Genomic DNA, 25,072 nt, shown 5'->3' on the forward strand with positions numbered 1-25,072 from the left:
CATTCGACCGCATTCTTTCAGGTGAAATGCAGTCAGGTGTGGGAGGGGGCTTGCCCCCGATGAGGCCCTCAACCCCAACAGAGATCAAGGCTCCAACCCAATCCCCCGCAAAATCACACTGGTCACCGTCTGGATCGCCTTCTCGAACTGCATATCCGACAACGGCTGGTGATCATTCAAGATTTTCACCTGGTGATCAAAGTCCGCATAGTGCTGGGTCGAGGCCCAGATCATGTACAGCAGGCTCGATGGTTCCACCGGCAGGATGCGTTTGTCCTCCACCCATTGGCGAATTTTCGCTTCCTTCATCTTGGCCCAGTCGTACAGGCTTTCATCCAGCGCCTCACCCAAGGTCGGCGCGCCGTGGATGATTTCGTTGGCCCAGACTTTCGAACCATACGGCCGCGTGCGCGAGCGCTGCATCTTGGCGCGGATGTAGCTGCTGAGCACCACCCGGGGGTCATCGAAGGTCTCGAAGCTCAGGGCGTCCTGCTTCCACACTTCCAGCAGGTCGAACAGCACGGCGCTGTACAGCTCGCTCTTGGTGGTGAAGTAGTAATGCAGGTTGGAGCGCGGCAGTTGCACTTCTTCAGCGATGTCGGCCATGGCGGTGCTGCCGTAGCCTTTTTCGGCGAAGATTTTCTCCGCGGCCAGCAGGATTTTTTCGACGTTGACCCGACGAATTCCGATCTTGTGATTGCCCATAAGGGCTCCCTGACAACAACTTGGCTTAAAGACTACCATCGGCTCTAGATCGGGGCGACAGGCCATAGTGAAACTTCTGACGCGAACCTTTCCCCCGGAAATCGGATTGGTTAGGATCGCGGTCCCCATGAAGGATCATTGCAATGACTATTCGACCTCGTGTTGCCACCGACGACACCGTGCTGGGAGCACTGTGGGAACGCTCGGTGCGCGCCACCCATGACTTCCTCCCCGAGGATGACATTCAACGTTTGCTGCCCCTGGTACGCGACACCTACCTGCCGATGCCTGCCCTGGAAGTGTGGGTGTATGAAGATCAACAAGGCATCGCCGGTTTTATCGGTACCGGCGGGAACAATGTGGAGATGCTGTTTATCGACCCCGAGCGTCGTGGCCAGGGCATCGGCCGCCAGTTGCTGGACCACGCCCGTGCCCGTCACGACACGCTCACCGTCGATGTAAACGAACAAAACCCACAAGCCGTGGGGTTCTACCTGCACTATGGTTTTATCCAGGTCGCGCGCTCGCCGCTGGATGGCGAAGGCAAGCCCTTTCCCTTGCTGCACATGGCTCTACCGACTCCCTGACCCCGAAGGTATTGAACAATGTTGATCAAGAAAAGCCTCACCACCCTCGCCCTGCTCGCTTCCTTGCTCGGCGCCTCGGCAGCGTTTGCCCATGCCCACCTCAAGGGTGCGGAGCCAGCGGCCGACAGCAGCGTCGCTGCGCCCAAGGACCTGCGCCTGACCTTCAGCGAAGGCGTCGAAGCCACCTTCACCAAGGTGTCCCTGAGCAAGGACGGCACCGAAATCGCGATCAAGGGCCTGGAAACGCCGGACGCCGACAAGAAAGTGCTGGTGGTCACCCCGGCCGCCCCGTTGGCCGCCGGTACCTACAAAGTGGTGTGGAACGCGGTCTCGGTCGACACCCACAAGAGCAACGGCGAATACAGCTTCAAGGTCGGCCAGTAACCCATGGCTACCCTGCTGGTGCTGTGCCGTTTCCTGCATTTCAGCGTCGTGTTGTTGATGTTCGGGGCCTGCGCATTCAGGCCCTGGCTGCTCGGCGCTGCACCGCAACCGGCGCTGGACCGGCAACTTGAGCGGATCACCCGGGGGTTGGCCTGGCTGGGGCTGGGCTCCGGTCTCGCCTGGCTGTTGCTGATCACCGCGAGCATGGCCGGCCGCTGGGACGCGGCATTGCAGCCGGCCACCGTACAGCTGGTGCTGGGCAAGACCTTCTTTGGCCAGGTGTGGGTGTGGCATCTGTTGCTGAACCTGCTGCTGGTGATCGTGTTGGTCAAACCATGGCCGATGATGCGCCTGCCAGTGATCGCACTGCTGCTGGCGACACTGGCACCGGTCGGCCATGGCGCCATGCTGGACGGACTCAGCGGCAGGTTGCTGATCCTCAATCAGGTGGTGCACCTGGTGTGTGTCGGTGCCTGGCTCGGCGGGTTGCTGCTGCTGGTGTTGATCCTGCGCCAATCCCCGCCTGTTGCGCTGGAGCCGATCCTGCGACGGTTCAGCGGTGTGGGTTATGGCCTGGTCGCCGGCTTGCTGGTGACTGGCTTGATCAACGTGCGTGTACTCACCGGGCAACTGTGGCCTACACCGTTGTTCAACGGGTTCGCCCTGATCCTGTTGATCAAGGTGCTGCTGGTGCTGGGCATGTTGGCCCTGGCGCTGTTGAACCGGCTGCGTATCGAGCGCTGTGAAGAACGCCTGGGCAGCCTGAAGGCCAGCGTGAAGCTGGAGTGGGTGCTGGGGATTGCCGCCGTCGCCGCCGTTTCCCTCCTGGGCACCTTGCCGCCGATGCTCATGGTTGACTGAAACACACCGTCATCGGGGGCAAGCCCCCCTCCTACATTGAACCTCCATACCGGGCAGGTCATCGTATAACTTCTACTTGACAGCGCCTGAAAACCTCGCAAATATCGCACCCAGTGTTGTACGACAACGTATAACAAATAATAAAAACAACAAAAGAAAGGGAGCTTCACTGTGAGTTCACTCGCCCGCAATTCCTCCGTCCGCCTGGGTTTTATCGGTCTCGGCAGCCTGGCCTTCACCCTTCCCCTCAACGCCCATGCCGAAGGCTTCGTTGACGACGCCAAAGCCACGCTCAACCTGCGTAACGCCTATTTCAACCGCAACTTCACCAACCCGAGCAATCCTCAGGGCAAGGCCGAAGAGTGGACGCAGAACTTCATCCTCGATGCCAAGTCCGGCTACACCACAGGCACGGTGGGCTTCGGTATTGATGTGCTGGGCCTGTATTCGCAAAAGCTCGATGGCGGTAAAGGCACCGGCGGTACGCAGTTGCTGCCGATCCACAGCGATGGCCGCCCGGCCGATAACTTCGGGCGCCTGGGTGTGGCGCTGAAAACCAAACTATCGAAGACCGAGCTGAAAGTCGGCGAATGGATGCCAGTGCTGCCGATCCTGCGCTCCGACGATGGCCGTTCCCTGCCCCAGACCTTCCGTGGCGGCCAGGTCACGTCCAATGAGATCGCCGGCCTGACCCTCTACGGCGGCCAGTTTCGCGGCAACAGCCCGCGCAACGACGCGAGCATGGAAGACATGTTCATGAACGGCAAGGCCGCGTTCACCTCCGACCGTTTCAACTTCGGTGGCGGCGAATACAGCTTCAACGACAAACGCACCCAGGTCGGTGTGTGGTACGCCGAACTCACCGACATCTACCAGCAACAGTATTTCAACCTGACCCACAGCCAACCCGTGGGCGACTGGACCCTGGGCGCCAACCTCGGCTTTTTCACCGGCAAGGAAGATGGCAGCGCGCTGGCCGGCGACCTCGACAACAAGACCGCTTTCGCCCTGCTCTCGGCCAGGTACAACGGCAACACCTTCTATGTAGGCCTGCAAAAACTCACCGGCGACAGCGTGTGGATGCGGGTCAATGGCACCAGTGGCGGCACCCTGGCCAACGACAGCTACAACGCCAGCTACGACAACGCCAAGGAGAAATCCTGGCAGGTGCGCCATGACTTCAACTTCGTGGTGCTCGGCATTCCGGGGCTGACCCTGATGAACCGCTACATCAGCGGCAGCAACGTGCACACCGGGGCGATCACCGATGGCAAGGAATGGGGCCGCGAATCGGAGTTGGCCTACACCGTACAGAGCGGTGCACTCAAGGACTTGAACGTGCGCTGGCGCAACTCGACCATGCGTCGGGACTTCAGCAATAACGAGTTCGACGAGAACCGGCTCTTTATCAGCTACCCGATTTCGCTGCTGTAGGTTTCGGGCCGGCCGGGCGCAGACGTCGAGTCAATGCATATCCCGCATTTGAAACCCCATCGCCTGTATTAGCGTTGACAACCCAGGGAATCCCTAACGATACTTCGATATAGTCATACGACAACCTACAACAACAATGGAACCCTCATGACCACTTCCACAACCACGCCTGTTCCATTCAACCGCCTGCTGCTCACCGGTGCCGCCGGCGGCCTCGGCAAAGTCCTGCGCGAGCGCCTGCGCCCCTACGCCAACGTGCTGCGCCTGTCGGACATCGCCAACATGGCGCCGGCCGCCGACGCGTCCGAAGAAGTGCAGACCTGCGACCTTTCCGACAAGCAAGCCGTGCACCACCTGGTGGAAGGCGTCGACGCCATCCTGCACTTCGGCGGCGTCTCGGTTGAGCGTTCGTTCGAAGAAGTGCTCGGCGCCAATATCTGCGGGATTTTCCATATCTACGAAGCCGCCCGCCGCCACGGCGTGAAGCGTGTGATCTTCGCCAGTTCCAACCATGTGATCGGCTTCTACAAGCAGGGTGAACAGCTCGACGCCCACTCGCCGCGCCGCCCGGACAGCTACTACGGCTTGTCCAAGTCCTACGGCGAAGACATGGCCAGTTTCTACTTCGACCGCTATGGCATCGAGACCGTGAGCATCCGCATCGGCTCGTCGTTCCCGGAGCCGCAGAACCGCCGGATGATGCACACCTGGCTGAGTTTCGATGACCTCACACAGTTGCTGGAGCGTGCGCTGTACACGCCCAACGTCGGCCATACCGTGGTGTACGGCATGTCGGATAACCTCGACACCTGGTGGGACAACCGCTACGCCGCGCACCTGGGCTTTGCGCCCAAGGACAGCTCGGAAGTGTTCCGCGCCCAGGTCGAGACCCAGCCACCCGTGGCCGCCGATGACCCGGCCAAGGTCTACCAGGGTGGCGCGTTCTGCGCGGCCGGGCCATTCGGGGACTGACCATGACCGCTGAATTGATCGTCGACGCCCGCAACGCCGTGGGCGAATGCCCGGTGTGGGTGCCCGAGGAGAACGCACTGTACTGGGTGGATATTCCCAACGGTGGCCTGCAACGCTGGAGTGCTGCCACCGGCCATCTCGCCGCCTGGAAAGCCCCGCAGATGCTCGCCTGTATCGCCCGCACCGATGCCGGCAACTGGGTCGCGGGAATGGAAACCGGCTTCTTCCAACTGACCCCGCACAACGATGGCAGCCTCGACACCACGCCGTTGGCCGGTGTCGAACACCCCCGCGCCGACATGCGCCTGAACGACGGTCGCTGTGATCGCCAGGGCCGCTTCTGGGCCGGCAGCATGGTGCTGAACATGGGCTTGAATGCGGCCGAGGGCATCCTCTACCGCTACGCTTGCGGCGCCGCGCCCCATGCACAACTGGACGGTTTCATCACCCTCAACGGTCTGGCCTTCAGCCCGGATGGCCGTACGATGTACGCCTCGGACTCGCACCCCTTGGTGCAACAGATCTGGGCCTTCGACTACGACACCGACACCGGTACGCCCTCCAACCGCCGCGTCTTCGTGGACATGCACAACTACCTCGGTCGCCCCGACGGCGCGGCGGTAGACGCCGACGGCTGCTACTGGATCTGCGCCAACGACGCCGGCCTGATCCACCGGTTCACCCCCGACGGCCGCCTCGACCGCTCCCTCACCGTACCGGTGAAGAAACCCACCATGTGCGCCTTCGGCGGCAGTCGCCTGGACACCCTGTTCGTCACCTCGATCCGTGACGACCAGAGTCCCCAGTCGCTGTCCGGCGGCGTGTTCGCCCTCAACCCCGGCGTTGTCGGATTGCCGGAGCCCACGTTCACCCTCTAGCTGCATCGCTGTGCCTTGAATACAACAATAACAAGACAGGAGTGACACCCCATGGACTTCAAACGCACCTTGCTCGCCGCTGCATGCTTGACCCTCGCCAGCGCCGCACACGCCCTGGAAATCAAGTTCGCCGACATCCACCCCGCCGGCTACCCCACCGTCGTCGCCGAAGAAAACATGGGCAAGGCCCTGACCAAGGAAAGCAATGGCGAACTGACCTTCAAGTACTTCCCCGGCGGTGTGCTGGGCTCCGAGAAAGAAGTGGTCGAACAGGCCCAGGTCGGCGCGGTCCAGATGACCCGTGTCAGCCTCGGTATCGTCGGCCCGGTGGTGCCGGACGTGAATGTGTTCAACCTGCCGTTCGTGTTCCGTGACCAGGCGCACATGCGCAAGGTCATCGACGGCGAGATCGGCGATGAGATCCTCGCCAAGATCACCGATTCGGAATTCGGCCTGGTGGCCCTGGCCTGGATGGACGGTGGCACGCGCAACCTCTACACCAAGAAACCGGTGCGCAAGATCGAAGACCTCAAGGGCATGAAGATCCGCGTGCAAGGCAACCCGTTGTTCATCGAGGCCTTCAATGAAATGGGGGCCAACGGCATTGCCATGGACACCGGCGAGATCTTCAGCGCCCTGCAGACCGGGGTGATCGACGGCGCGGAAAACAACCCGCCGACCCTGCTCGAACACAACCACTTCCAGAACGCCAAGTACTACACCCTCACCGAACACCTGATCTTGCCCGAGCCCATCGTGATGTCGAAAATCACCTGGAACAAGCTCACTCCCGCCCAGCAGGACATGGTGAAGAAAGCCGCCAAGGCCGCCCAGGCGGACGAGCGCGTGCTGTGGGACGCCAAGTCCGCCAGCAGTGAAACCAAGCTCAAGGCCGCCGGCGTGGAATTCATCACCGTCGACAAAAAGCCCTTCTATGACGCCACCGCGCCGGTGCGCGCCAAATACGGCGCGGCTTACGCCGATATCATCAAGCGTATCGACGCCGTTCAGTAACGCCCTCCTTCTCTAGCAAGGCCCGGCGCGGTCGGCATCGACGCGCCCGGTTACGGTGAACGCCATGAAGAATTTACTGCTGCGCATCAACGACCGCCTGTACATGACCTGTATCTGGGTCGCCGGCCTTTCGGTACTGGGGGTTGCGCTGATCATCCCCTGGGGCATCTTCGCCCGCTACGTCCTCGGCACCGGCGCCAGTTGGCCGGAACCCACCGCCATCCTGCTGATGCTGATCTTCACCTTCGTCGGCGCCGCCGCCAGTTACCGCGCGGGTGCGCATATGTCGGTGGCGGTGGTGACTGACCGCCTGCCGCCACGCCAACGCCAGATCGCCGGTATCGTCGCGCAACTGTTGATGGCGACGATCTGCCTGTTCATGGCCGTGTGGGGCACCAAGTTGTGCCTGTCCACCTGGAACCAGTTCATGAGCGCCATCCCCACACTGCGCGTGGGCATCACCTATATGCCAATCCCCATCGGCGGGCTGCTGACCCTGGTGTTCGTGCTGGAAAAACTCCTGCTCGGCGACCAGAGCCAGCGGCGCGTGGTGCGGTTCGACCTGGTGGAAGAAAACGAAGGGGCTGCCTGAAATGGATGCATTGATTCTGTTGGGCAGTTTTATCGCCTTGATCCTGCTGGGCATGCCAGTGGCCTACGCCCTGGGGATGTCGGCACTGATCGGCGCGTGGTGGATCGACATCCCGTTCCAGGCCCTGATGATTCAGGTGGCCGGGGGCGTGAACAAGTTTTCGCTGATGGCGATTCCGTTCTTTGTGCTAGCCGGAGCGATCATGGCCGAGGGTGGCATGTCACGTCGGCTGGTGGCGTTTGCCGGGGTGCTGGTGGGCTTTGTGCGCGGCGGCCTGTCCCTCGTCAATATCATGGCCTCGACGTTTTTCGGCGCCATCTCCGGCTCCTCGGTGGCCGATACCGCCTCGGTCGGCTCGGTGCTGATCCCGGAAATGGAACGCCGTGGGTACCCGCGGGAATTTGCCACCGCCGTGACCGTCAGCGGTTCGGTGCAGGCGTTGCTGACGCCACCCAGCCATAATTCGGTGCTCTACTCCCTGGCCGCCGGCGGCACCGTGTCCATCGCCTCGCTGTTCATGGCCGGCGTGGTGCCGGGCCTGTTGATGAGCGCCTGCCTGATGGTGCTGTGCCTGATCTTCGCGAAAAAGCGCAACTACCCCAAGGGCGAAGTCATTCCCCTGAAGCAGGCGCTGAAGATCGCCGCCGATGCCCTCTGGGGCCTGATGGCCATGGTGATCATCCTCGGCGGCATCCTCTCGGGCATCTTCACCGCCACCGAATCGGCCGCGATTGCCGTGCTGTGGGCATTCTTCGTGACCATGTTCATCTACCGCGACTACAAATGGCGCGAGCTGCCCAAGCTGATGCACCGCACGGTGCGCACCATTTCCATCGTGATGATCCTGATCGCCTTCGCCGCCAGCTTCGGCTACATCATGACCCTGATGCAGATCCCGGCGAAGATCACCACGGCGTTCCTGACCCTGTCGGACAACCGCTACGTGATCCTGATGTGCATCAACATCATGCTGCTGTTGCTCGGCACGGTGATGGACATGGCGCCGCTGATCCTGATCCTCACGCCGATCCTGCTGCCGGTGGTGCTCGGACTGGGCGTCGACCCGGTGCACTTCGGCATGATCATGCTGGTCAACCTCGGCATCGGCCTGATCACCCCACCGGTGGGTGCGGTGTTGTTCGTGGGCGCCGCAGTGGGCAAGGTGAGCATCGAGAAGACCGTGAAAGCGCTGCTGCCGTTCTATGGGGTGCTGTTCCTGATCCTGATGGCGGTAACCTACATTCCGGCGCTGTCGTTGTGGCTGCCAAGCGTGGTGCTGTGATGCTGATCGAACTGGAAGACAACCTGACCCACCTCACCCTGGCCCCGGCCGTGGGCGCAAGCATCGTCAACTGGCGCGTGCGGGCCAGCGGCCAGCCGTTGTTGCGCCACAGCGACCAACAGGCCCTGGATACGGGTCTGCCGGGCAAACTTGGCTGTTATCCGCTGGCACCCTGGTCCAACCGGATCGCCCAAGGCGGGTTCGATAACCCCGACGGCTGGCTGGCGCTCACGCCGAACAGCCTGACCGACCCGCTGCCCATTCATGGGTCGGCCTGGCAACAGGCGTGGCAGATGGTCAGCCAGTCGGCGGACGAAGTGGTGCTGGAACTGCTGTGCGACACACCGTTCGCCTATCGCGCCGAGCAGCGGTTCTGCTTGCGCGGCGGTGAACTGAGCATCACGTTGCGGGTGACCCATCTGGCGGATAACCCCGCGTGGCATGGCTTGGGATTGCATCCCTACCTGCCGCGCACAGCGCAAACGCGGTTGCAGGCCAAGGCCTCGCAGGTGTGGATGAGTGATGCGTCGAAACTGCCCACGGGGTTGGCACCGGTACCCGCCGCCTGGGACTTCCAGACGTTGAAAACCTTGCCGGAAGGCCTGGTGGACAATGGCTTTTGCCAGTGGGACGGGCATTGCCTGATCGAGCAGCCAGAGTTGGGCTACACGCTGGAATGCCAGGCCACCGGCGCCGACTACTTCCTGCTGTACTGCCCACCGGGGCTGGGGTTCTTCTGCATCGAACCGGTGAGCCATCCGGTGAATGCCCATCACCTGGCAGGACGGCCGGGCCTGAAACTGCTGGAACACAATCAGTCGGTGCAACTCCATTTCAAGCTCAAATACATACAACATGTGGGAGGGGGCTTGCCCCCGATGGCGGTGAATCAGTAATACAGTGGGTAGCTGACACACCGCTATCGGGGGCAAGCCCCCCTCCCACAGTTTTGATGTGTGTTGTGTCAGGGTGGAGCGTTTTTCAGGCGCCCGGCAGTGTCGATACTGACGACCACCGACAACCCAGGCCGCAACCGCTCGCTCTCGGCCTGGTTCGGATCTACGGTGATCCGCACCGGCACGCGCTGGGCGATCTTCACGAAGTTGCCGGTGGCGTTGTCCGCCTGCAACAAGCTGAACTCCGAACCGGTGGCCGGGGAAATATGCTGCACCGTGCCGTGGAATTTGCGGTGGTTCAAGGCATCCACCGTGAAGGTCACCGGCTGGCCGACCTGCACGTTGTCCATCTGGGTTTCCTTCATGTTGGCAATCACCCACAGCTGCGGCGGCACCAGCGCCATCAGTTGCGCGCCGGAGTTGACGTAGGCCCCCAGGCGCACGCCAATCTGCCCCAACTGACCGTCACGCGGCGCAGTGATGCGGGTGTTGGACAGGTCGATACGCGCCAGCTCCACCGCGGCCTCGGCACTCGCTACGGCAGCTTCCAGGGAGCCACGGTTGACGATCACTGTCTGCAGGTCCTGTCGTGCGATTTCCAGGCTGGCCTGGGCCTGGGCCACGGCGGCGATGGTCTGTGCATTGGCGGCGCGGGTCACGTCCAGCTCGCGCCTGGACACTGAGCCGTCGCTGATCAGTTCTTCATTGCGGCGCAAATCGGCCGTGCTTTTGCGGGCTTGTGCCTGGCTGTCCACCAAGGCTGCCTGGCGCAGCTTGATGGTGGCTTCGGCGCTGTTGCGCTGCTGCACCACATTCGCCAGCGAGGCCTTCTGCACCGCCAGTTGCGCCAGCGCCTGGTCCAGGCGCTGTTTGTAGATGCGATCGTCGAGGCGCACCAGCAGGTCACCGGCCTTGACGTATTGGAAGTCCTGCACCGGCACTTCGAACACATAGCCGCTCAGTTGCGGGCCGATGATCGTCACCTGCCCACGCACCAGGGCGTTCTCGGTGGTTTCCACGGCGCTGCTGAACGGCGGCAACTGCCAGGCATACAACACGATCAGAACCCCGACAATGGCAATCGCGGCAAACCCCAGCGATGAGACGATGCGCACCCGCAGGGAACGTGGCTCGGTGACCGAGGCGCCTGGCGGCGTGGTGCCTTCCGGGGTGGCGGCGATGGCGTTGGTGGTCGTGGTGGTGGAAGTCGGTTCGGTCATGAAGAAGCGCCGCTGGGTTGAACGGGAGGGGCTGCTGTTTTGGTCGTGCTCATCAGCCACAGGCTGCGGATAAAGATCCAGATCATGGTCAGTATCGCGATGATCGCGATCAGCATGAAGACATCGTTGTAGGCCATCACGTTCGCCTCGCGGGTCGCCGCCGTGGCCAGGCTGCGAATGCCCATGAGGTTGCGCAACTCGGGGTCGGCGACAATGCCGCCATAGGCCGAACCGCCGCTCGATACCCGCGCGGCCACACGCGGATCGAGCAGGGTCAGATGCTCGACGATCATGCTGGAGTGGTACTTCTCGCGCACGATTTGGAACGTGCCCAGCAACGCCGCGCCAATCAGGCCGCCGAGGTTCTGGCAGATACCGAACATTACCGAGAAACTCACCAGGTTGCGCGGGTTGGTTAGCACGTTCTTCGTGCCCAATACCATGGTCGGTCCTAGGAAAAACGTACCGCCGAAGCCTAGCAGGAACTGGCTGATATACAGGTTCTGCGGCCGGGTCAGGTTGCTGGAAAAACTGTCCATCACCGACCCGGTGGCCATCAGTGCCAGGGAAATCACCAGCGGCATCAGCAAATGGGCCGGGTTGATGGTCAACGCACTGACCACCAACCCGGCAATCGCCCCGGCCAGCATCACTACGTACAGGGTGTGCATCTGCTGGTAGCTCATGTTCAACATCTGCATGAAGCCTACGGCGCCGGTGGACTGCTCGGACAGCACCATGCGGATCAGGATCACTGCCAGCGCCAGGCGGATCATCACGCCGCTGCCCAGCCAGCGGGTCATCAGCATCGGGTTGGCGCGGTTATGCTCGATGGCCAGCCCGGCCATGATCAGCACCAGGGAACAGGCCGAGGCGATGCCGATCCACGGTGCTTCCAGCCACCAGTCGATGCGGCCCAGGGACAGCACGGCGCAGAGCAAGGCGACACCGGTGGCAAGGATGGCGAAGGTGAGGAAGTCGAGTTTCTCGAAGGTCTTGAAGCGGTCGCCGGGCGGGAGTTTAAGCAGGAATACGCAGCCCAGGCAGATCAGCGCCATGCCCAGTTCAAACAGATACAACCCGCGCCATTCAGCAATTTGCAGCAAGTCTTCGGAGAACAGGCGCGCCAGTGGCAACGCCAACTGCGCCGTACCCAACCCCAGCACCAGGGACTTCAAGCGCCACTTGGCCGGGAACGCCTGGATCATGTAGTACAAACCCAACGAACTCAGCGCCGCCCCCACCATGCCATGGGCCGCGCGCACCGCGATGGCCGAGCTGAGGTCGTTGACGAACAAGTGGCCGAAAGTCACCAAGGCGTACAGCACCAGGAACACCTCGGTAAACGCACGCAGCCCGAACTGCTGGCGGAACTTCACCAGCAGCAGGTTCATGCACACGTTGGTCATCACATAGGCGGCGGGCAGCCAGGCCATTTCAGCGGTGGTCGCGCCGAGTGCGCCTTGCAGGTATTGCAGGTTGGCGATGACCAGTGCGTTTCCCAACCCACCGGTAATCGCCACCAGCACGCCCACCATCGCGAACAGCCAACGCTTGTGCGTCGGGTGCAGCGGCGTAGACGGCGAACCGGGCAGGCTCGGGCGCTCGTGGGGCTCCCAGGTGTGGGGGGTGTATTTGTTCATTCGATGACTCAGGTAAACCCATACTCAGAGACAGTAAACCTGAGCGGAGTTCATCTTGCCATGTCGAGGGCATAATTGATGCGAAGAACCTGAAATGTACGAGGGCAAGTCGACTTGTCGCCCTGCCCCGCTGGGATGTCCTGTGTATTCAGATCCAGCCGAGCCAACTCCAGTAGGTCGCAGCGAATACCAGCATCAACAGGTAGCCAACCAGCGTCACCAGAACCCCCACCTTGGCGAACTGCCGCGCCGTGAACGTCCCGGTCCCCAGGCACACCATGTTCTGCGGTGCATTGATCGGCAGGATAAACCCGTAGCTCATCACAAACCCCAGGAGCATGGTCATGCCCAACCGGCTGAAATCCCCCGGCAAGGTCTGCAACACCGCGATCAGGATCGGCAACAGCGCCGAGGTCAACGCGGTGGCGCTGGCGAAGCCCAGGTGGATCAGGATCAGGAACGCACCAAGAATCGCAAACACACCCAGCGGCCCCACCTGGTCAAGCCCGGTATGCGCCACCACTTGCGCGCCCAGCCATTGCCCGGCCTGGGTGGTCAGCAGCGCCGTTCCCAGGCTGATGCCTACCCCGAACACGATCACCGTTCCCCACGGAATGCGCGACTGCACATCCTTCCAGGTCATCACGCCGATACCCGGCAATAACAGGAACACCAGGCCGGCGTAGGTGGTCGAGGTGGTGTCGAAACTGTGCAGTCGCCCTTCCGTGGCCCAGGCCAGTAGCAGCAACACCGAAACGCTCAACAGGCGCTTCTGCGCGCCGGTCATCGGCCCTATCTCCACCAGCGACTGCGCCACCGCCTCTTTACCGCCGGGGATGCTGTCGGTCTCCGGCGGCAGCAACTTGAGCACGAGGAACAGCAACACCGCCGACATGATCAACGCCCACGGCGCGCCGGCAATCAGCCAGTCGATCCACGACACGCGCTGGCCAAGCATCTTGTCCATGAAACCGACGGTGAGCAGGTTCTGCGCGGCGGCGGTCTGGATGCCGACGTTCCAGATGCTGGTGCCCTGGGCCACCACGATCATGATGCCGGCGGCGATATTCGAGCGTTTGTCCACGCCGAACGCGGCGATCACGCCCATCATGATCGGCACCACGCAGGCACTGCGCGCCGTGGCGCTGGGCACCACGAGGCTGAGCAGCACCGTCACCGCAATCGCCCCCAGCAGGATGCGTCGGGTGCTGGTACCGACCCGGCTCAGGGTCACCAAGGCGATACGCCGGTCCAGGCCGGTGTGGGTCATGGCTGCTGCGATAAACAGCGCCCCGGCCACCAGCGCCAGCGCCGGGTTGGAAAACCCGGTGAGCGCCATGCTGATCGCCGGGCTGGTGCCGATCACATGCGCGGGGTCCTGCAACGACGGCGCGGTGCCCAGCAGAAAGGCCATCAGCGACGTGATCATGATCGCACTGGCCTCATAGGACACCGCTTCGGTGATCCACACCACCACGGCAAACGCGAGGATAGCCAGCATGCGGTGTCCGGCGACCGGCAAGTCGGCGGGCACCGGCAACAGCAGCACCCCGGCCATCACCAACACGGCGATGACCAGGCCCAGGGGTAATTTGAAAGATGCCGCACTCATGGGCCACTCCAAGGCTCTAGATCAGGCCTTGAGCATGGGCTAAAAGCACCTGCGACGTGTTGACCTAGGCCAACAACTGGCTCAACACGGCCCGCAACTTGCCGGGCTTGACCGGTTTGTTCAGCAACGGCGCTTCCAGCCGGCGCAACGCCCTACGGCACTGGTCGGTGCGGTCGGCGCTAATGATCACGGCCGGGATGTTCAGTTCGAAATGCTCACGCAGGTGCTTGACCACCGCACACCCCACCACCCCATGGTCGAGGTGATAATCGGCCAGGATCAGTTCCGGCGCCCTGCCCTCCAACGCCAGCAACGCTCCGGTCTGGTCGGTGGCGGTGACCACATCACAGCCCCATTGTCCGAGTAGCGCGCGCATGCTGTCGAGGATGCTCACCTCGTTGTCGATCACCAGCAGACGCCGTCCCGGCAGCGGGTTGCCGGTGGTCGGCTGGGCCGGCAACTGGCTGATCGGCAGAGGGATCTCGTTACTCAACGGCACCTCGATACTGAACATCGAGCCCCGTCCCGGCCACGAGCGTACGGCAATCGGGTAACCCAGGATTTCGGCGATCCGCTCGACAATCGCCAGCCCCAGCCCAACGCCTTTACGGTCCGCAGCGCGGCCGACGTCGAGCTGGTTGAACTCGAGGAAGATCGCCTCCAGCCGGTCCTCCGCAATCCCGCGTCCGGTGTCCCAGACCTCCAGGCGCAGGCAATCGCCCCGCTTGCGCGCGCCCAACAGGATGCAACCTTCGTCGGTATAGCGGCAGGCATTGCTGAGGAAGTTACGCAAGATCCGCGTCAGCAATCGCAAGTCGGTGCTGATCGCATAGCAGCCGGTGTGCACCCGCAGGTTCAACCCGGCCGCCTGGGCCACCGACTGGAACTCCGAGACCAGCGGCGCGAACAATTCATCCAGGCGGTACAGCGCCACATCTGGCTTCACCGCCGCCTGGTCGAGCCGCGAGATGTCCAGCAAGTCGGTGAGCAAGTCCTCGGCGCCCTCCAGCGCCTGGTGCGTGCGCTCCACCAGCACCTGCTCGACGCTGGGCAACTGACGCTCGCGCAAGGTGGCGATCAACAAGCGTGCCGCATTCAGCGGTTGCAACAGGTCGTGGCTGGCGGCGGCGAGGTATTTGTCCTTGCTGCGGTTGGCGGCCTGGGCGGCGTCGCGGGCGTCGCGCAGGTCCTGTTCGATCTGCTCGCGCTGGGCGATCTGCTGTTGCAGGTTGTGGTTGGCCTCCAACAGTTCATCGGTGCGTGCAGCGACCCGCTGCTCCAACTCGTCATTGAGACGGATATAGCGCTTGCGCTCAGCCTCCAGCTCATCCAGCCGCGCCGTGAGTTCCGGGTAATGGCTCTTGCGCGCCGACTGGTCGCCCAGCCCCAGCAACCCGGCGAGTGCGCGTTGCTGGTCGTCAGAGAGCTTCGCCATAGACGACCTCGACGTCACGCTGGCTCGACTCTCTCGGGTTGGTGAGGATGCACGGATCCCCCATCGCATGCTGGGACAGGAACGGAATATCCGCCACGCGCACACCATGCAGGCCCAGGGTTTCGTGGAAGCCGATGGCCCGCTTGAGCGCTATCAAATGCTCCACCAGCCGCCCGCAGATCTGCCGGTGATTGAGGCCGCGACAGTCGATGCCAAACGTCTCGGCAATCACCTTGAAACGCTCCGGCGCCGAGCTGTAGTTGAACGCCACCACATGCTCCACCAGCACCGCGTTGCACAGCCCATGGGGCAGGTCGAGGAAGCCGCCGAGGCTGTGGGACATGGCGTGCACTGCGCCGAGGATCGCGTTGGAAAACGCCAACCCGGCCTGCATGCTGCCGAGCATGATCTTCTCGCGCAGGGCGATATCCGTGGGGTTGGCGATCATCTGCACCAGGTTGCCGTTGATCAGGCGCATTGCCTCCAGCGCATGGGGGTCGGTGAGTGGGCCGTGGCCGGTGGAAACGAACGCCTCGATAGCATGCACCAATGCGTCGATGCCGGTGCAGGCGGACAGGAACGGGTCCATGCTGGCCGTGGTTTCCGGGTCGATCAGCGACACATCCGGCACTACCGCCTTGCTGACGATAGAGAACTTCATGCGTTCCTGCTGGTTGGAAATGATCACGAACTGCGAGACATCCGCCGAGGTGCCGGCGGTGGTGGGGATCAGGATCAGCGGCGGGCTGGGCACACGAAGGGTGTCGACGCCCTCGAACTCAAGAATGCTGCGCCCGTGGGCCACCACGATGCCGATGGCCTTGCCGCAGTCCATCGGGCTGCCGCCGCCGATGGCTACGATCACGTCGCAGTGGTGTTCGCGGTACACCTCGGCGCCGGTCATCACTTCTTCGACACGCGGATTGGGCGAGACGGCGCTGTACAGGCAGTAGTCGATGCCGAGGGCTTGCAGGCTGGCTTCCACATCGGCCACCCAACCGGCGGTGATCACGCCAGGGTCGCTGACCACCAGCACCTTGCGCGCGCCGAAGGTCTTGGCGTAGTTACCGACGTTGTGCCGGCAACCGGCTCCAAAGATGATTTCAGGCGAGACGAATTTACGCAGGAGGCTCAGATTTGGGCTCATTGGAAAGCCTGTTTTTATTATTTTGGAAGAATGCGCTCCACACTAACCGATCCGGCTGCGAATGCAATCAGACCAAAGAGGCATCCTTCCGACAGCTCCCGCGATCAACGGCTGGCGAAGTACATGGTCACTTCGAAGCCGATACGCAGGTCGGTAAACGCAGGTTTGGTCCACATGGGGGCAGTCCTCTTGTTGTTCCGGAAAATTCCGGTGGGGTCATTAATGCATGGGGGAGATGGGGCAGCGAATGCTACTTTCGAAGTATCAAGCGCACTGCATTAGTCGCGAATGTACAGAGGCCAAAATGTGGGAGGGGGCTTGCCCCCGATGGCAGCGGGTCAGTCAACATTTATGTCAATGACACACCGCTATCGGGGGCAAGCCCCCTCCCACAGGGGACCGCGTTGCAATCAGAGGGTCAGAAGAAGCCCAGCGGGTTGATGTCGTAGCTCACCAGCAGGTTCTTGGTCTGCTGGTAGTGATCCAACATCATCTTGTGGTTTTCACGCCCGACGCCCGATTTTTTGTACCCGCCAAACGCCGCATGCGCCGGGTACAGGTGATAACAGTTGGTCCACACCCGACCCGCCTTGATCGCCCGGCCCATGCGGTAGGCGCGGTTGATGTCGCGGGTCCACAGGCCGGCGCCCAGGCCGAACTCGCTGTCATTGGCAATCGCCAGGGCTTCGGCCTCGTCCTTGAAGGTGGTCACGCCCACCACCGGGCCGAAGATTTCCTCCTGGAACACACGCATCTTGTTGTGGCCCTTGAGCAGGGTCGGTTGGATGTAATAGCCGCTGGACAGGTCGCCTTCCAGGCGCTCGGCCGCGCCGCCGGTGAGCAGCACCGCGCCCTCTTCCTGGGCGATCTTGAGGTAGGACAGGATCTTGTCGTATTGCTGCTCCGAGGCCTGGGCGCCGACCATAGTCTCGGTGTCCAGCGGGTTGCCGCGCTTGATCTTGACGATCTTCTTCATCACCTCGGCCATGAACGGCTCGTAGATCGACTCCTGCACCAGCGCCCGCGAGGGGCAGGTGCACACTTCGCCCTGGTTGAAGAACGCCAGCACCAGACCTTCGGCCGCCTTTTCGATAAACGCAGGCTCGGCGCTCATGATGTCTTCGAAGAAGATGTTCGGCGACTTGCCGCCCAGCTCCACGGTGGACGGGATGATGTTCTCGGCCGCCGCGTGCATGATGTGCGCGCCCACCGGGGTGGAGCCGGTAAAGGCGATCTTGGCGATGCGCTTGCTGGTAGCCAGGGCCTCCCCGGCTTCGCGGCCAAAACCTTGCACGATGTTCAGCACGCCGGGCGGCAGCAGGTCGCCGATCAGCTCGGCAAACACCATGATCGACAACGGCGTCTGCTCGGCCGGCTTGAGCACGATGCAGTTACCGGCGGCGAGTGCCGGCGCGAGTTTCCACGCCGCCATCAGCAATGGGAAGTTCCACGGGATGATCTGCCCGACCACGCCCAATGGTTCGTGAAAATGATAAGCCGCTGTGTGCTCGTTGATCTCGGCGGCCCCGCCTTCCTGGGCACGGATACACCCGGCGAAGTAGCGAAAATGGTCAGCGGCCAGGGGCATGTCGGCATTGAGGGTTTCGCGCACAGCCTTGCCGTTGTCCCAGGTCTCGGCCACAGCCAGCACTTCCAGGTTCTGCTCGATACGGTCGGCGATTTTCAGCAGCACCAGGGCGCGGTCCTGGGCCGAGGTCTTGCCCCAGGCATCGGCGGCGGCGTGGGCGGCGTCAAGGGCCTTATCGACATCGGCGGCGCTGGAACGCGGGAACTCGGCGATGACTTCACCGGTGACCGGCGAGGTATTGGTGAAGTACTCACCCTTGATCGGCGCGACGAACTCACCGCCGATGTAGTTGCCGTAGCGCGGCTTGAAGCTGACGATGGCGCCGGGGGTGCCAGGTTGGGCGTAGATCATGGTGAGGCCTCTGCTTATTGTTGGGTGTTGATGGGCTGCATCTGGGTGCGTTCGTAGTGGGGGTACAGGTGGGTCACGCTGCGGGTCAGTTCATAGCGACTCAGGTTGATGCCCGCGAATCGCTCGGGGATCGGGCTGCGGATCAGCTCGGGCATGTCGCTGCCATGGGCTGCCCCGTCGCGTAGCAATTGATCGAGCCAGGTGAGGTAGTCACGCATCTGTTCGAAGGGTTTGGCGTCGGTCGCAATGGGGCCGTGGCCGGGCACGATCAGGGTCCAGGGCAAGCCTTGCAGGGTGGCGATATCCGCCAGCCAGATCGCCAGCCCCGGTGAGTGGGGCGTGGTGAGTGCGCGCTGGTAGAACACCAGGTCGCCGGCAAACAGCACGCCGGTCCTGCGGTCGAGGATCGCCAGGTCGGCGCCGGTATGGCCGCGCAGGTGCAGCAGTTGCAGGTCGTGGCTGCCGAAGGTTTTCACCCCCGCTTGCAGGGCTTCGGTGGGCAACACCACTTCGGTGCCGCGCATCCAGTCACCCACCATGCGGTACAGGTTCTCGGCCATGCTGTCGCCCTGCTCATGCAGCAAATCCTTGGTGCCGGCCACGGCGCCAATCGGTACATCCCTGAAGGCTTGGTTGCCCAGGGCGTGGTCGGGATGGTGGTGCGTCAGCAGCACCTGGATCACCGGTTTGTCGGTGACACGGGCGATGGCCTGGCGCAGGGCTTCGCCGTAGCGCCTGGACGGCCCGGTGTCGATCACCACCACGCCGGGCTCGGTGACGATGAACCCGACATTGACGATATTGCCGCCATTGTCCCTGGTGAAGTTGTCGGTGCTGCCTTCCAGCAGCCAGGTGTTATCGGCGATCAACCGAGGTTTGAGGACGTAATCCAGGTCCGCCAGCACCGGCAGGCTGAACAGCAGCAGCCACAGCACAATCCAGCGCAGGCTCATGGGATGGCCGCCTCGAACTGGTTGCCGCTGGTGTCGCGCAGGGTCAGGCGCGTGGGCTCGCGGCCTTCGATGTCGAAGGCCAGGCTGGGGTTTTCGCTGACGGCGGGGAACAGTTCCAGGCGTGCCAGCAGTTGGTTATCTGCGCCGCGCAGCTCGGCCTGGTGGATAAAGAATTCGGGAATACCGCTGATCATGCCGTTATCCATCGGATGGGCAACTTGCAGTTTCACGCGGCTGAACTCGGCACGCGGGTAACGGCCGCCGAGCACTTCGCCCAGGTGCTCTTCCCAGCCGGGTTGGGTGCGCACCACGCTGGGCGCGGTGCAGCCGCCACCGGCGGCATCGATCAGGGCCGAGCCGACATGCCACATGCCATCCCGGGTGAGCACCGCTGCACGCAACGGCGTGGCCTGTTCGATACGAATCCGCAGCGACAGCCACGGCAGTACTGGCCCCAACGGCTGGAAATCGACGATCTGCGGCAGAGGGTTCAGCTCGGCCCAGGCAAGGATCTTCACCACGTCCCCCTTGAAGGCGCGGGCGTCGATCTCCAGCGGCACCTGGCGCGCATCCTCGGCGAACGGCGGCGCCAGGAGCTTCACCCGCTCGTCGAACACAAACGCTGCATTGTCGAGCAAGCGCTGGTGATAGTAGGCCCACATCACCGAGGGCACCGGGTCCACGGGCGCGCCCCAGGCCAGCATCGGCACACAGCACAGCCACCACCCGCGCAGGCCCATGGCTTACTCCTCGACGTGCACGCTGTCGAGGTAGGTGCGCACCGCCCACAGGGCTTCCTGGCTGAGGTAGTCGGCCATTTTCGGCATGTACACCCGGCCATCGCGCACGGCGCCGTGGCGCACACGTTCCACGAACCATTCATCGCCGGCGTCGCCGGCATCGAGCATGCGCAGGTCGGGGGCGATGCCACCGGACTTGGCTTCCAGGCCATGGCACGCCGCGCAGTTCTGGTTATAGGCCGACGCACCGACCTCCACCGCTTTGTCATGTTCGGGCGTGGTGCGATAGGGGTTGGTGGCGGCCCAGCCATCGGCGTCCAGCGGCACGCCGGCGTCCTTGATCGGGGTGAGGCCTTTGGTTTCCACGGCGGTGGGCGTCACGTTGCCGTGAGCCCAGGCGGATCCACTGCTGATTGCACTGGCGAGCAGGCAGGCGGTAATCAAGGCGTTGCGTTTTGTTGTCATTATTTTTTCCCTCGGGAGTGCACGCAAAACCTCTTGGCAGAGGCTATGGCAACCATCTTAGGAAGCACCCGGCAGGACCCGTATGCTGCTTTGGTGGGCGGGTTCTCATCCGTTGGTAGCAGGCCTTGTGGGGCACTGCTAAATCAGAGGCGGTTCGGGAAATTGTCCCGGCAACACCGGGACTTTTTCCGTATTCGCCACGGCGTTCACATCGCACCCTGTGCAGGCCATAACCTCCACTGGGAACTGCAACCATGACAATAAGATCGCTACCCGCCCTCTCGCCGCTGAGCCTTGCCGTGCAGGCCTTCCTGCTGGTCGGCAGCCTGTCCTTGAGTGCGGCCAGCTTCGCCGCCGCCGAGCCTGCCAAACAGACCCGCAACGTCACCTGGGAAGACATCGCCAACGACCACCTGACCACCAAGGACGTGCTGCAATACGGCATGGGCACCAACGCCCAGCGCTGGAGCCCGCTGGCCCAGGTCAACGACAAGAACGTGTTCAAGCTCACACCGGCCTGGTCTTATTCGTTCGGCGACGAGAAGCAGCGTGGCCAGGAATCCCAGGCCATCGTCAGCGACGGCGTGGTCTACGTCACCGGCTCCTATTCCCGGGTGTTCGCCCTCGATGCGAAGACCGGCAAACGCCTGTGGACCTACAACCACCGCCTGCCCGACAACATTCGCCCGTGCTGCGACGTGGTCAACCGGGGCGCGGCGATCTTCGGCGACAAGATCTACTTCGGCACCCTCGATGCACGCCTGATCGCCCTCGACAAGAACACCGGCAAAGTGGTGTGGAACAAGAAGTTCGGCGACCACGCCGCTGGCTACACCATGACCGGCGCCCCGGTGCTGATCAAAGACAAGGTCAGCGGCAAGGTGCTGCTGATCCAGGGCAGCTCCGGCGATGAATTCGGCGTGGTCGGCCAGCTGTATGCGCGCGACCCGGACACCGGCGAAGAGGTGTGGATGCGCCCGTTCGTGGAAGGCCACATGGGCCGCCTGAACGGCAAGGACAGCACCCCGACCGGCGACGTCAAGGCTCCGTCCTGGCCGGATGACCCGACCACCGAAACCGGCAAGGTCGAGGCCTGGAGCCACGGCGGCGGCGCGCCCTGGCAGAGTGCGAGCTTCGATGCCGAGACCAATACCATCATCGTCGGCGCCGGCAACCCTGGCCCGTGGAACACCTGGGCGCGCACCTCCAAGGACGGCAACCCCCACGACTTCGACAGCCTCTACACCTCCGGCCAGGTCGGCGTCGACCCGAGCACCGGCGAAGTGAAGTGGTTCTACCAGCACACGCCGAACGATGCCTGGGACTTCTCCGGCAACAACGAGCTGGTGCTGTTCGACTACAAGGACAAGGCCGGCAAAGTCATCAAGGCCACCGGCCACGCCGACCGCAACGGCTTTTTCTACGTGGTCGACCGCAACAACGGCAAGCTGCAGAACGCCTTCCCGTTCGTCGACAACATCACCTGGGCCAGCCACATCGACCTGAAGACCGGCCGCCCCGTGGAAAACGAAGGCCAGCGTCCGGCCAAGCCTTTGCCGGGTGAAACCAAGGGCAAGCCGGTGGAAGTCTCGCCGCCGTTCCTGGGTGGCAAGAACTGGAACCCCATGGCCTACAGCCAGGACACCGGGCTGTTCTACATCCCGGGCAACCAGTGGAAAGAGGAATACTGGACCGAAGAGGTCAACTACAAGAAGGGCTCGGCGTACCTGGGCATGGGCTTTCGCATCAAGCGCATGTATGACGACCACGTCGGTACCCTGCGGGCGATGAACCCGACCACCGGCAAGGTGGTGTGGGAGCACAAGGAACACCTGCCATTGTGGGCCGGCGTACTGGCGACCAAGGGCAACCTGGTGTTCACCGGCACCGGCGACGGCTTCTTCAAGGCCTTCGACGCGAAGACCGGCAAAGAGCTGTGGAAATTCCAGACCGGCAGCGGCATCGTCTCGCCGCCGATCACCTGGGAACAGGATGGCGAGCAGTACATCGGCGTGACAGTCGGCTACGGCGGCGCGGTGCCGTTGTGGGGCGGCGACATGGCGGAGCTGACCAAGCCGGTGGCACAGGGTGGGTCGTTCTGGGTGTTCAAGATCCCGAGCTGGGACCTGAAAACCGCGCAGAAGTAACCTCACCCTATATGCCGGGGTCATCCTTTGTGGCGAGCGGGCTTGTCCCGCGTTGGGCAGCGAAGCGGCCCCCGGCTTTTCTCCAGCCTCACCGAGTCGTCAGGTTTTGGGCTGCTGCGCAGCCCAACGCGGGGCAAGCCCGCTCGCCACAGCAAGCCCGCTCACCCCAGGATCCCCAGAGGTCTCGCGATGAAATATCTGCCATTTTTAATCCTGCTATCCCTGCCCTTGGCTCACGCCGACGAGGGCGACGACGCGCCGCTGGTCATCAACGGCTGCACCCTGGCCGCACACAGCCAATGCCCCGGTGCCAACCTCAAGGGCGCCGACCTGAGCAACCAGGACTTGAGCAAAATGAACCTGGCCGGTGCCGACCTGCGCGATGCCGATCTGCGCCACGCCAACCTCGACCTGGCCAACCTGGAAAAAGCCAAGCTGCAAGGCGCCAACCTGACCCGCGCCAGCCTGCAACAAGCCAACCTGCGCATGGCCGACTTCACCGGCGCCACGCTGATGGCCGTGCAAGGCTGGGGGCTGTTCGCCCAGGGTGCGCAGTTTGAAAACGCCAACCTCAGCGCCGCCTACCTGCAATTTGCCCGGCTGTCGGGGGCCAAGCTGCACCACGCCAACCTGCGTGCGGCCGACCTGGAGATGACCTGGCTGAGCAAGGCCGACCTGCAAGGCGCCGACCTCAGCGACGCCAACCTGCAAGAAGCCAAGTTCGGCGAAAGCAACCTGGAAAAAGCCACGCTCACCGGGAGCCGCCAGCACTATGCGAATTTCCAGGACGCGAATATGGACGGTTGCAAGGATTGCCCGACCACCTGGGATCGTTAACCCGCCACCCGCACCACCCCCATGTCGATACCCAAATGCACCAACTCGGCATGGGAACTCACCTGCAACTTACTCTTGAGCAAAGTCAGGTGATTGGACACGGTCTTGCTGCTGATACTCAACTGAGCGGCAATCGCGCGCGCCGGGGTGCCCTTGGCGAGCATCAGGAAAATCTCCAGCTCACGCTGGGTCATGCTTTGCAGGCGCCGGTCGGTGGGGTGGTAAGCCAGCTGGGTGGCCAGGTCCTGTTCAATATAGGTGTGGCCGTCAAGAATGCGCTCGACCGCATCCAGCATCACCGCCGGCAACGCGCTTTTGGTCAGGTAGCCGGACGCACCGGCCTCCAGCGCCTGGCGCACCAGGGGCAACTCGGCATGCTGGCTGAAAAACAGCACGCGCAATTGCGGCAGGCGCTGGCGCAGGCGGCGGGTGGTTTCCAGGCCGCTGATACCCGGCAGGCCAAAGCCGATGATCACCAGGTTGGGTACCGCTTCGTGCACCCGCGTCAAGGCGTCCTCGCCACTCGCGGCTTCGCGCACCACCACACCCGGCAGCCCGCTGCGCAACAGGCTGGCGTAACCCAGGCGGACCACGGCGTGATCATCGACCAGCAGGATGTTCATAGTGCCTCCCATGGCAGTACCTCTGGCCATGCTAGAACCCCGGGGACCAATGGGACCTACTACTTTGGTACTGGTTTTGCTGTCTATCGTCGCATTCCCAAGGCAGCGGGACTGGCGTGTAATGGGGCATAACGATAAGGACCGGACCCGCCATGCTGCCCGCTAGACTGCCACTTGCGGCACTGTTGTGCCTGTTCATCACGCACGTACAGGCCGACACGCCACTGTTTTCCGCCGATGGCTACCGCATCAGCCTGTACCGCAGCCCCACGCCCGAACACCTGCCCGGGGCCGTCATTGTCGACACCCCGGCCCTGCAGACGCTGTTGGCCCAGATGCCCGCACCGGTATTGATCGACGTGTACCGCCGCCCGTGGCTACAGGGTCGTTTCATCGAAGACCAGCCCCACGCCAACCTGCCCGGCAGTCACTGGCTGGCCAATACCGGCGACGGCGACCTCACGCCCGAGTGGCAAGGTTACTTTGTGCGTCACCTTTACAAGTACACGGGCGGCAACCTGGCGCGCCCGCTGGTGTTCTACTGCCGCGCCGATTGCTGGCTGAGTTGGAACGCGGTAAAACGGGCCGCCAACCTGGGCTATACCACTGTGTATTGGTACCGCGATGGTTTGGATGCATGGGAAGCGGCAAACCTGCCAGTAATGGCTGCGACACCCGAACCCTTTGAATAAAAAACCACAACAAG

The 25,072-nt window shown here is 62.9% G+C and carries 25 protein-coding genes; 13 read left to right on the forward strand and 12 right to left on the reverse strand.

Annotated features, from left to right (window positions below; all coding sequences use genetic code 11):
- Positions 1-84: 84 nt before the first annotated feature.
- Complete coding sequence (locus AC3WP7_RS15145; RefSeq protein ID WP_025854871.1) at positions 85-705, reverse strand: TetR/AcrR family transcriptional regulator; 621 nt, start codon at positions 703-705, stop codon at positions 85-87.
- Positions 706-848: 143 nt separating this feature from the next.
- On the opposite strand from AC3WP7_RS15145, the gene AC3WP7_RS15150 reads away from it, so the two are divergent.
- From AC3WP7_RS15150 to AC3WP7_RS15195, 10 genes are all read left to right on the forward strand, one after another.
- A complete protein-coding gene (locus AC3WP7_RS15150) occupies positions 849-1,292 on the forward strand; it encodes a GNAT family N-acetyltransferase (protein ID WP_092244734.1) in 444 nt (147 codons plus the stop codon).
- Positions 1,293-1,310: 18 nt separating this feature from the next.
- Entirely contained in the window at positions 1,311-1,676 is a 366-nt protein-coding gene (copC, locus tag AC3WP7_RS15155; protein ID WP_102591737.1) for a copper homeostasis periplasmic binding protein CopC, read from the forward strand.
- Between the two features lie 3 nt (positions 1,677-1,679).
- Complete coding sequence (gene copD, locus AC3WP7_RS15160; RefSeq protein WP_071492060.1) at positions 1,680-2,537, forward strand: copper homeostasis membrane protein CopD; 858 nt, start codon at positions 1,680-1,682, stop codon at positions 2,535-2,537.
- Positions 2,538-2,708: 171 nt separating this feature from the next.
- Entirely contained in the window at positions 2,709-3,971 is a 1,263-nt protein-coding gene (locus AC3WP7_RS15165; RefSeq protein WP_102591736.1) for an OprD family porin, read from the forward strand.
- A 147-nt stretch (positions 3,972-4,118) separates the two neighbouring features.
- Complete coding sequence (locus tag AC3WP7_RS15170) at positions 4,119-4,943, forward strand: NAD-dependent epimerase/dehydratase family protein (RefSeq protein ID WP_071492062.1); 825 nt, start codon at positions 4,119-4,121, stop codon at positions 4,941-4,943.
- A gap of 2 nt (positions 4,944-4,945) precedes the next feature.
- The gene (locus AC3WP7_RS15175; RefSeq protein WP_093124258.1) at positions 4,946-5,821 is read left to right on the forward strand and encodes an SMP-30/gluconolactonase/LRE family protein; all 876 of its coding nucleotides are present in this window, start codon (positions 4,946-4,948) and stop codon (positions 5,819-5,821) included.
- Positions 5,822-5,872: 51 nt separating this feature from the next.
- Positions 5,873-6,835, forward strand: coding sequence for a TRAP transporter substrate-binding protein (locus AC3WP7_RS15180; RefSeq protein WP_071492064.1), 963 nt, complete (start codon positions 5,873-5,875; stop codon positions 6,833-6,835).
- Positions 6,836-6,899: 64 nt separating this feature from the next.
- Positions 6,900-7,427, forward strand: coding sequence for a TRAP transporter small permease (locus AC3WP7_RS15185; RefSeq protein WP_071492065.1), 528 nt, complete (start codon positions 6,900-6,902; stop codon positions 7,425-7,427).
- A gap of 1 nt (position 7,428) precedes the next feature.
- On the forward strand, positions 7,429-8,709 hold the full coding sequence (locus AC3WP7_RS15190) for a TRAP transporter large permease (protein WP_092244716.1): 1,281 nt from the start codon (positions 7,429-7,431) through the stop codon (positions 8,707-8,709).
- Positions 8,709-9,605 (forward strand): aldose 1-epimerase, encoded by an 897-nt coding sequence (locus AC3WP7_RS15195; protein WP_102591735.1) that lies wholly within the window; start codon positions 8,709-8,711, stop codon positions 9,603-9,605. The genes AC3WP7_RS15190 and AC3WP7_RS15195 overlap by 1 nt, the downstream gene beginning before the upstream one ends.
- Positions 9,606-9,673: 68 nt before the next feature.
- On the opposite strand, the gene AC3WP7_RS15200 is transcribed toward AC3WP7_RS15195, so the two are convergent.
- From AC3WP7_RS15200 to pedF, 10 genes are all read right to left on the reverse strand, one after another.
- On the reverse strand, positions 9,674-10,825 hold the full coding sequence (locus AC3WP7_RS15200) for an HlyD family secretion protein (protein WP_093528026.1): 1,152 nt from the start codon (positions 10,823-10,825) through the stop codon (positions 9,674-9,676).
- Complete coding sequence (locus AC3WP7_RS15205) at positions 10,822-12,468, reverse strand: MFS transporter (RefSeq protein ID WP_102591734.1); 1,647 nt, start codon at positions 12,466-12,468, stop codon at positions 10,822-10,824. The genes AC3WP7_RS15200 and AC3WP7_RS15205 overlap by 4 nt, the downstream gene beginning before the upstream one ends.
- Before the next feature lie 148 nt (positions 12,469-12,616).
- The gene (locus AC3WP7_RS15210; protein WP_102591733.1) at positions 12,617-14,080 is read right to left on the reverse strand and encodes a DASS family sodium-coupled anion symporter; all 1,464 of its coding nucleotides are present in this window, start codon (positions 14,078-14,080) and stop codon (positions 12,617-12,619) included.
- 64 nt (positions 14,081-14,144) lie between these two features.
- Positions 14,145-15,515 carry an ATP-binding response regulator gene (locus AC3WP7_RS15215; RefSeq protein WP_102591732.1) on the reverse strand — a complete coding sequence of 457 codons (1,371 nt, stop codon included), beginning with the start codon at positions 15,513-15,515 and terminating at the stop codon, positions 14,145-14,147.
- A complete protein-coding gene (ercA, locus tag AC3WP7_RS15220; protein WP_102591731.1) occupies positions 15,499-16,662 on the reverse strand; it encodes an alcohol dehydrogenase-like regulatory protein ErcA in 1,164 nt (387 codons plus the stop codon). The genes AC3WP7_RS15215 and ercA overlap by 17 nt, the downstream gene beginning before the upstream one ends.
- Positions 16,663-16,766: 104 nt before the next feature.
- Positions 16,767-16,838 (reverse strand): pyrroloquinoline quinone precursor peptide PqqA, encoded by a 72-nt coding sequence (gene pqqA, locus AC3WP7_RS15225; protein WP_010209364.1) that lies wholly within the window; start codon positions 16,836-16,838, stop codon positions 16,767-16,769.
- Between the two features lie 242 nt (positions 16,839-17,080).
- Positions 17,081-18,601: an acetaldehyde dehydrogenase ExaC gene (exaC, locus tag AC3WP7_RS15230; RefSeq protein ID WP_102591730.1), complete on the reverse strand. Its 1,521-nt coding sequence runs from the start codon at positions 18,599-18,601 to the stop codon at positions 17,081-17,083.
- 14 nt (positions 18,602-18,615) lie between these two features.
- A complete protein-coding gene (locus tag AC3WP7_RS15235; RefSeq protein WP_371914784.1) occupies positions 18,616-19,554 on the reverse strand; it encodes a quinoprotein relay system zinc metallohydrolase 1 in 939 nt (312 codons plus the stop codon).
- Positions 19,551-20,294, reverse strand: a complete 744-nt coding sequence (locus AC3WP7_RS15240) for a quinoprotein dehydrogenase-associated SoxYZ-like carrier (protein ID WP_071492074.1) — start codon at positions 20,292-20,294, stop codon at positions 19,551-19,553. Before AC3WP7_RS15240 ends, AC3WP7_RS15235 begins: the two co-directional genes overlap by 4 nt.
- Positions 20,295-20,297: 3 nt before the next feature.
- Complete coding sequence (gene pedF / locus AC3WP7_RS15245; protein ID WP_071492075.1) at positions 20,298-20,759, reverse strand: cytochrome c-550 PedF; 462 nt, start codon at positions 20,757-20,759, stop codon at positions 20,298-20,300.
- Between the two features lie 254 nt (positions 20,760-21,013).
- On the opposite strand from pedF, the gene exaA reads away from it, so the two are divergent.
- Both exaA and AC3WP7_RS15255 read left to right on the forward strand, forming a co-directional pair.
- The gene (gene exaA / locus AC3WP7_RS15250) at positions 21,014-22,906 is read left to right on the forward strand and encodes a quinoprotein ethanol dehydrogenase (protein ID WP_102591729.1); all 1,893 of its coding nucleotides are present in this window, start codon (positions 21,014-21,016) and stop codon (positions 22,904-22,906) included.
- Between the two features lie 189 nt (positions 22,907-23,095).
- Complete coding sequence (locus tag AC3WP7_RS15255; RefSeq protein ID WP_102591728.1) at positions 23,096-23,743, forward strand: pentapeptide repeat-containing protein; 648 nt, start codon at positions 23,096-23,098, stop codon at positions 23,741-23,743.
- On the opposite strand, the gene AC3WP7_RS15260 is transcribed toward AC3WP7_RS15255, so the two are convergent.
- Positions 23,740-24,366: a response regulator gene (locus AC3WP7_RS15260; RefSeq protein ID WP_071492078.1), complete on the reverse strand. Its 627-nt coding sequence runs from the start codon at positions 24,364-24,366 to the stop codon at positions 23,740-23,742. The genes AC3WP7_RS15255 and AC3WP7_RS15260 overlap by 4 nt on opposite strands.
- 152 nt (positions 24,367-24,518) lie before the next feature.
- Here AC3WP7_RS15260 and AC3WP7_RS15265 point away from each other — a divergent pair, with 152 nt between their 5' ends.
- A complete protein-coding gene (locus AC3WP7_RS15265; RefSeq protein WP_093528036.1) occupies positions 24,519-25,058 on the forward strand; it encodes a PQQ-dependent catabolism-associated CXXCW motif protein in 540 nt (179 codons plus the stop codon).
- Positions 25,059-25,072: the final 14 nt, after the last annotated feature.

Source organism: Pseudomonas sp. FW305-3-2-15-C-LB1 (genome assembly GCF_058787615.1).

Excerpts from the sequence above, each read along its gene's own strand:
- AC3WP7_RS15205 (WP_102591734.1), bottom strand. The coding sequence starts at position 12,468 with ATGAACAAATACACCCCCCACACCTGGGAGCCCCACGAGCGCCCGAGC.
- exaA (WP_102591729.1), top strand. The coding sequence starts at position 21,014 with ATGACAATAAGATCGCTACCCGCCCTCTCGCCGCTGAGCCTTGCCGTG.
- AC3WP7_RS15265 (WP_093528036.1), top strand. The coding sequence starts at position 24,519 with ATGCTGCCCGCTAGACTGCCACTTGCGGCACTGTTGTGCCTGTTCATC.
- copC (WP_102591737.1), top strand. The coding sequence starts at position 1,311 with ATGTTGATCAAGAAAAGCCTCACCACCCTCGCCCTGCTCGCTTCCTTG.
- AC3WP7_RS15210 (WP_102591733.1), bottom strand. The coding sequence starts at position 14,080 with ATGAGTGCGGCATCTTTCAAATTACCCCTGGGCCTGGTCATCGCCGTG.
- AC3WP7_RS15185 (WP_071492065.1), top strand. The coding sequence starts at position 6,900 with ATGAAGAATTTACTGCTGCGCATCAACGACCGCCTGTACATGACCTGT.
- exaC (WP_102591730.1), bottom strand. The coding sequence starts at position 18,601 with ATGATCTACGCCCAACCTGGCACCCCCGGCGCCATCGTCAGCTTCAAG.
- AC3WP7_RS15180 (WP_071492064.1), top strand. The coding sequence starts at position 5,873 with ATGGACTTCAAACGCACCTTGCTCGCCGCTGCATGCTTGACCCTCGCC.
- pedF (WP_071492075.1), bottom strand. The coding sequence starts at position 20,759 with ATGACAACAAAACGCAACGCCTTGATTACCGCCTGCCTGCTCGCCAGT.
- AC3WP7_RS15235 (WP_371914784.1), bottom strand. The coding sequence starts at position 19,554 with ATGAGCCTGCGCTGGATTGTGCTGTGGCTGCTGCTGTTCAGCCTGCCG.
- ercA (WP_102591731.1), bottom strand. The coding sequence starts at position 16,662 with ATGAGCCCAAATCTGAGCCTCCTGCGTAAATTCGTCTCGCCTGAAATC.
- AC3WP7_RS15240 (WP_071492074.1), bottom strand. The coding sequence starts at position 20,294 with ATGGGCCTGCGCGGGTGGTGGCTGTGCTGTGTGCCGATGCTGGCCTGG.
- AC3WP7_RS15195 (WP_102591735.1), top strand. The coding sequence starts at position 8,709 with ATGCTGATCGAACTGGAAGACAACCTGACCCACCTCACCCTGGCCCCG.
- AC3WP7_RS15255 (WP_102591728.1), top strand. The coding sequence starts at position 23,096 with ATGAAATATCTGCCATTTTTAATCCTGCTATCCCTGCCCTTGGCTCAC.
- AC3WP7_RS15150 (WP_092244734.1), top strand. The coding sequence starts at position 849 with ATGACTATTCGACCTCGTGTTGCCACCGACGACACCGTGCTGGGAGCA.
- AC3WP7_RS15190 (WP_092244716.1), top strand. The coding sequence starts at position 7,429 with ATGGATGCATTGATTCTGTTGGGCAGTTTTATCGCCTTGATCCTGCTG.
- AC3WP7_RS15215 (WP_102591732.1), bottom strand. The coding sequence starts at position 15,515 with ATGGCGAAGCTCTCTGACGACCAGCAACGCGCACTCGCCGGGTTGCTG.
- copD (WP_071492060.1), top strand. The coding sequence starts at position 1,680 with ATGGCTACCCTGCTGGTGCTGTGCCGTTTCCTGCATTTCAGCGTCGTG.
- AC3WP7_RS15200 (WP_093528026.1), bottom strand. The coding sequence starts at position 10,825 with ATGACCGAACCGACTTCCACCACCACGACCACCAACGCCATCGCCGCC.
- AC3WP7_RS15145 (WP_025854871.1), bottom strand. The coding sequence starts at position 705 with ATGGGCAATCACAAGATCGGAATTCGTCGGGTCAACGTCGAAAAAATC.
- AC3WP7_RS15260 (WP_071492078.1), bottom strand. The coding sequence starts at position 24,366 with ATGAACATCCTGCTGGTCGATGATCACGCCGTGGTCCGCCTGGGTTAC.
- AC3WP7_RS15170 (WP_071492062.1), top strand. The coding sequence starts at position 4,119 with ATGACCACTTCCACAACCACGCCTGTTCCATTCAACCGCCTGCTGCTC.
- AC3WP7_RS15175 (WP_093124258.1), top strand. The coding sequence starts at position 4,946 with ATGACCGCTGAATTGATCGTCGACGCCCGCAACGCCGTGGGCGAATGC.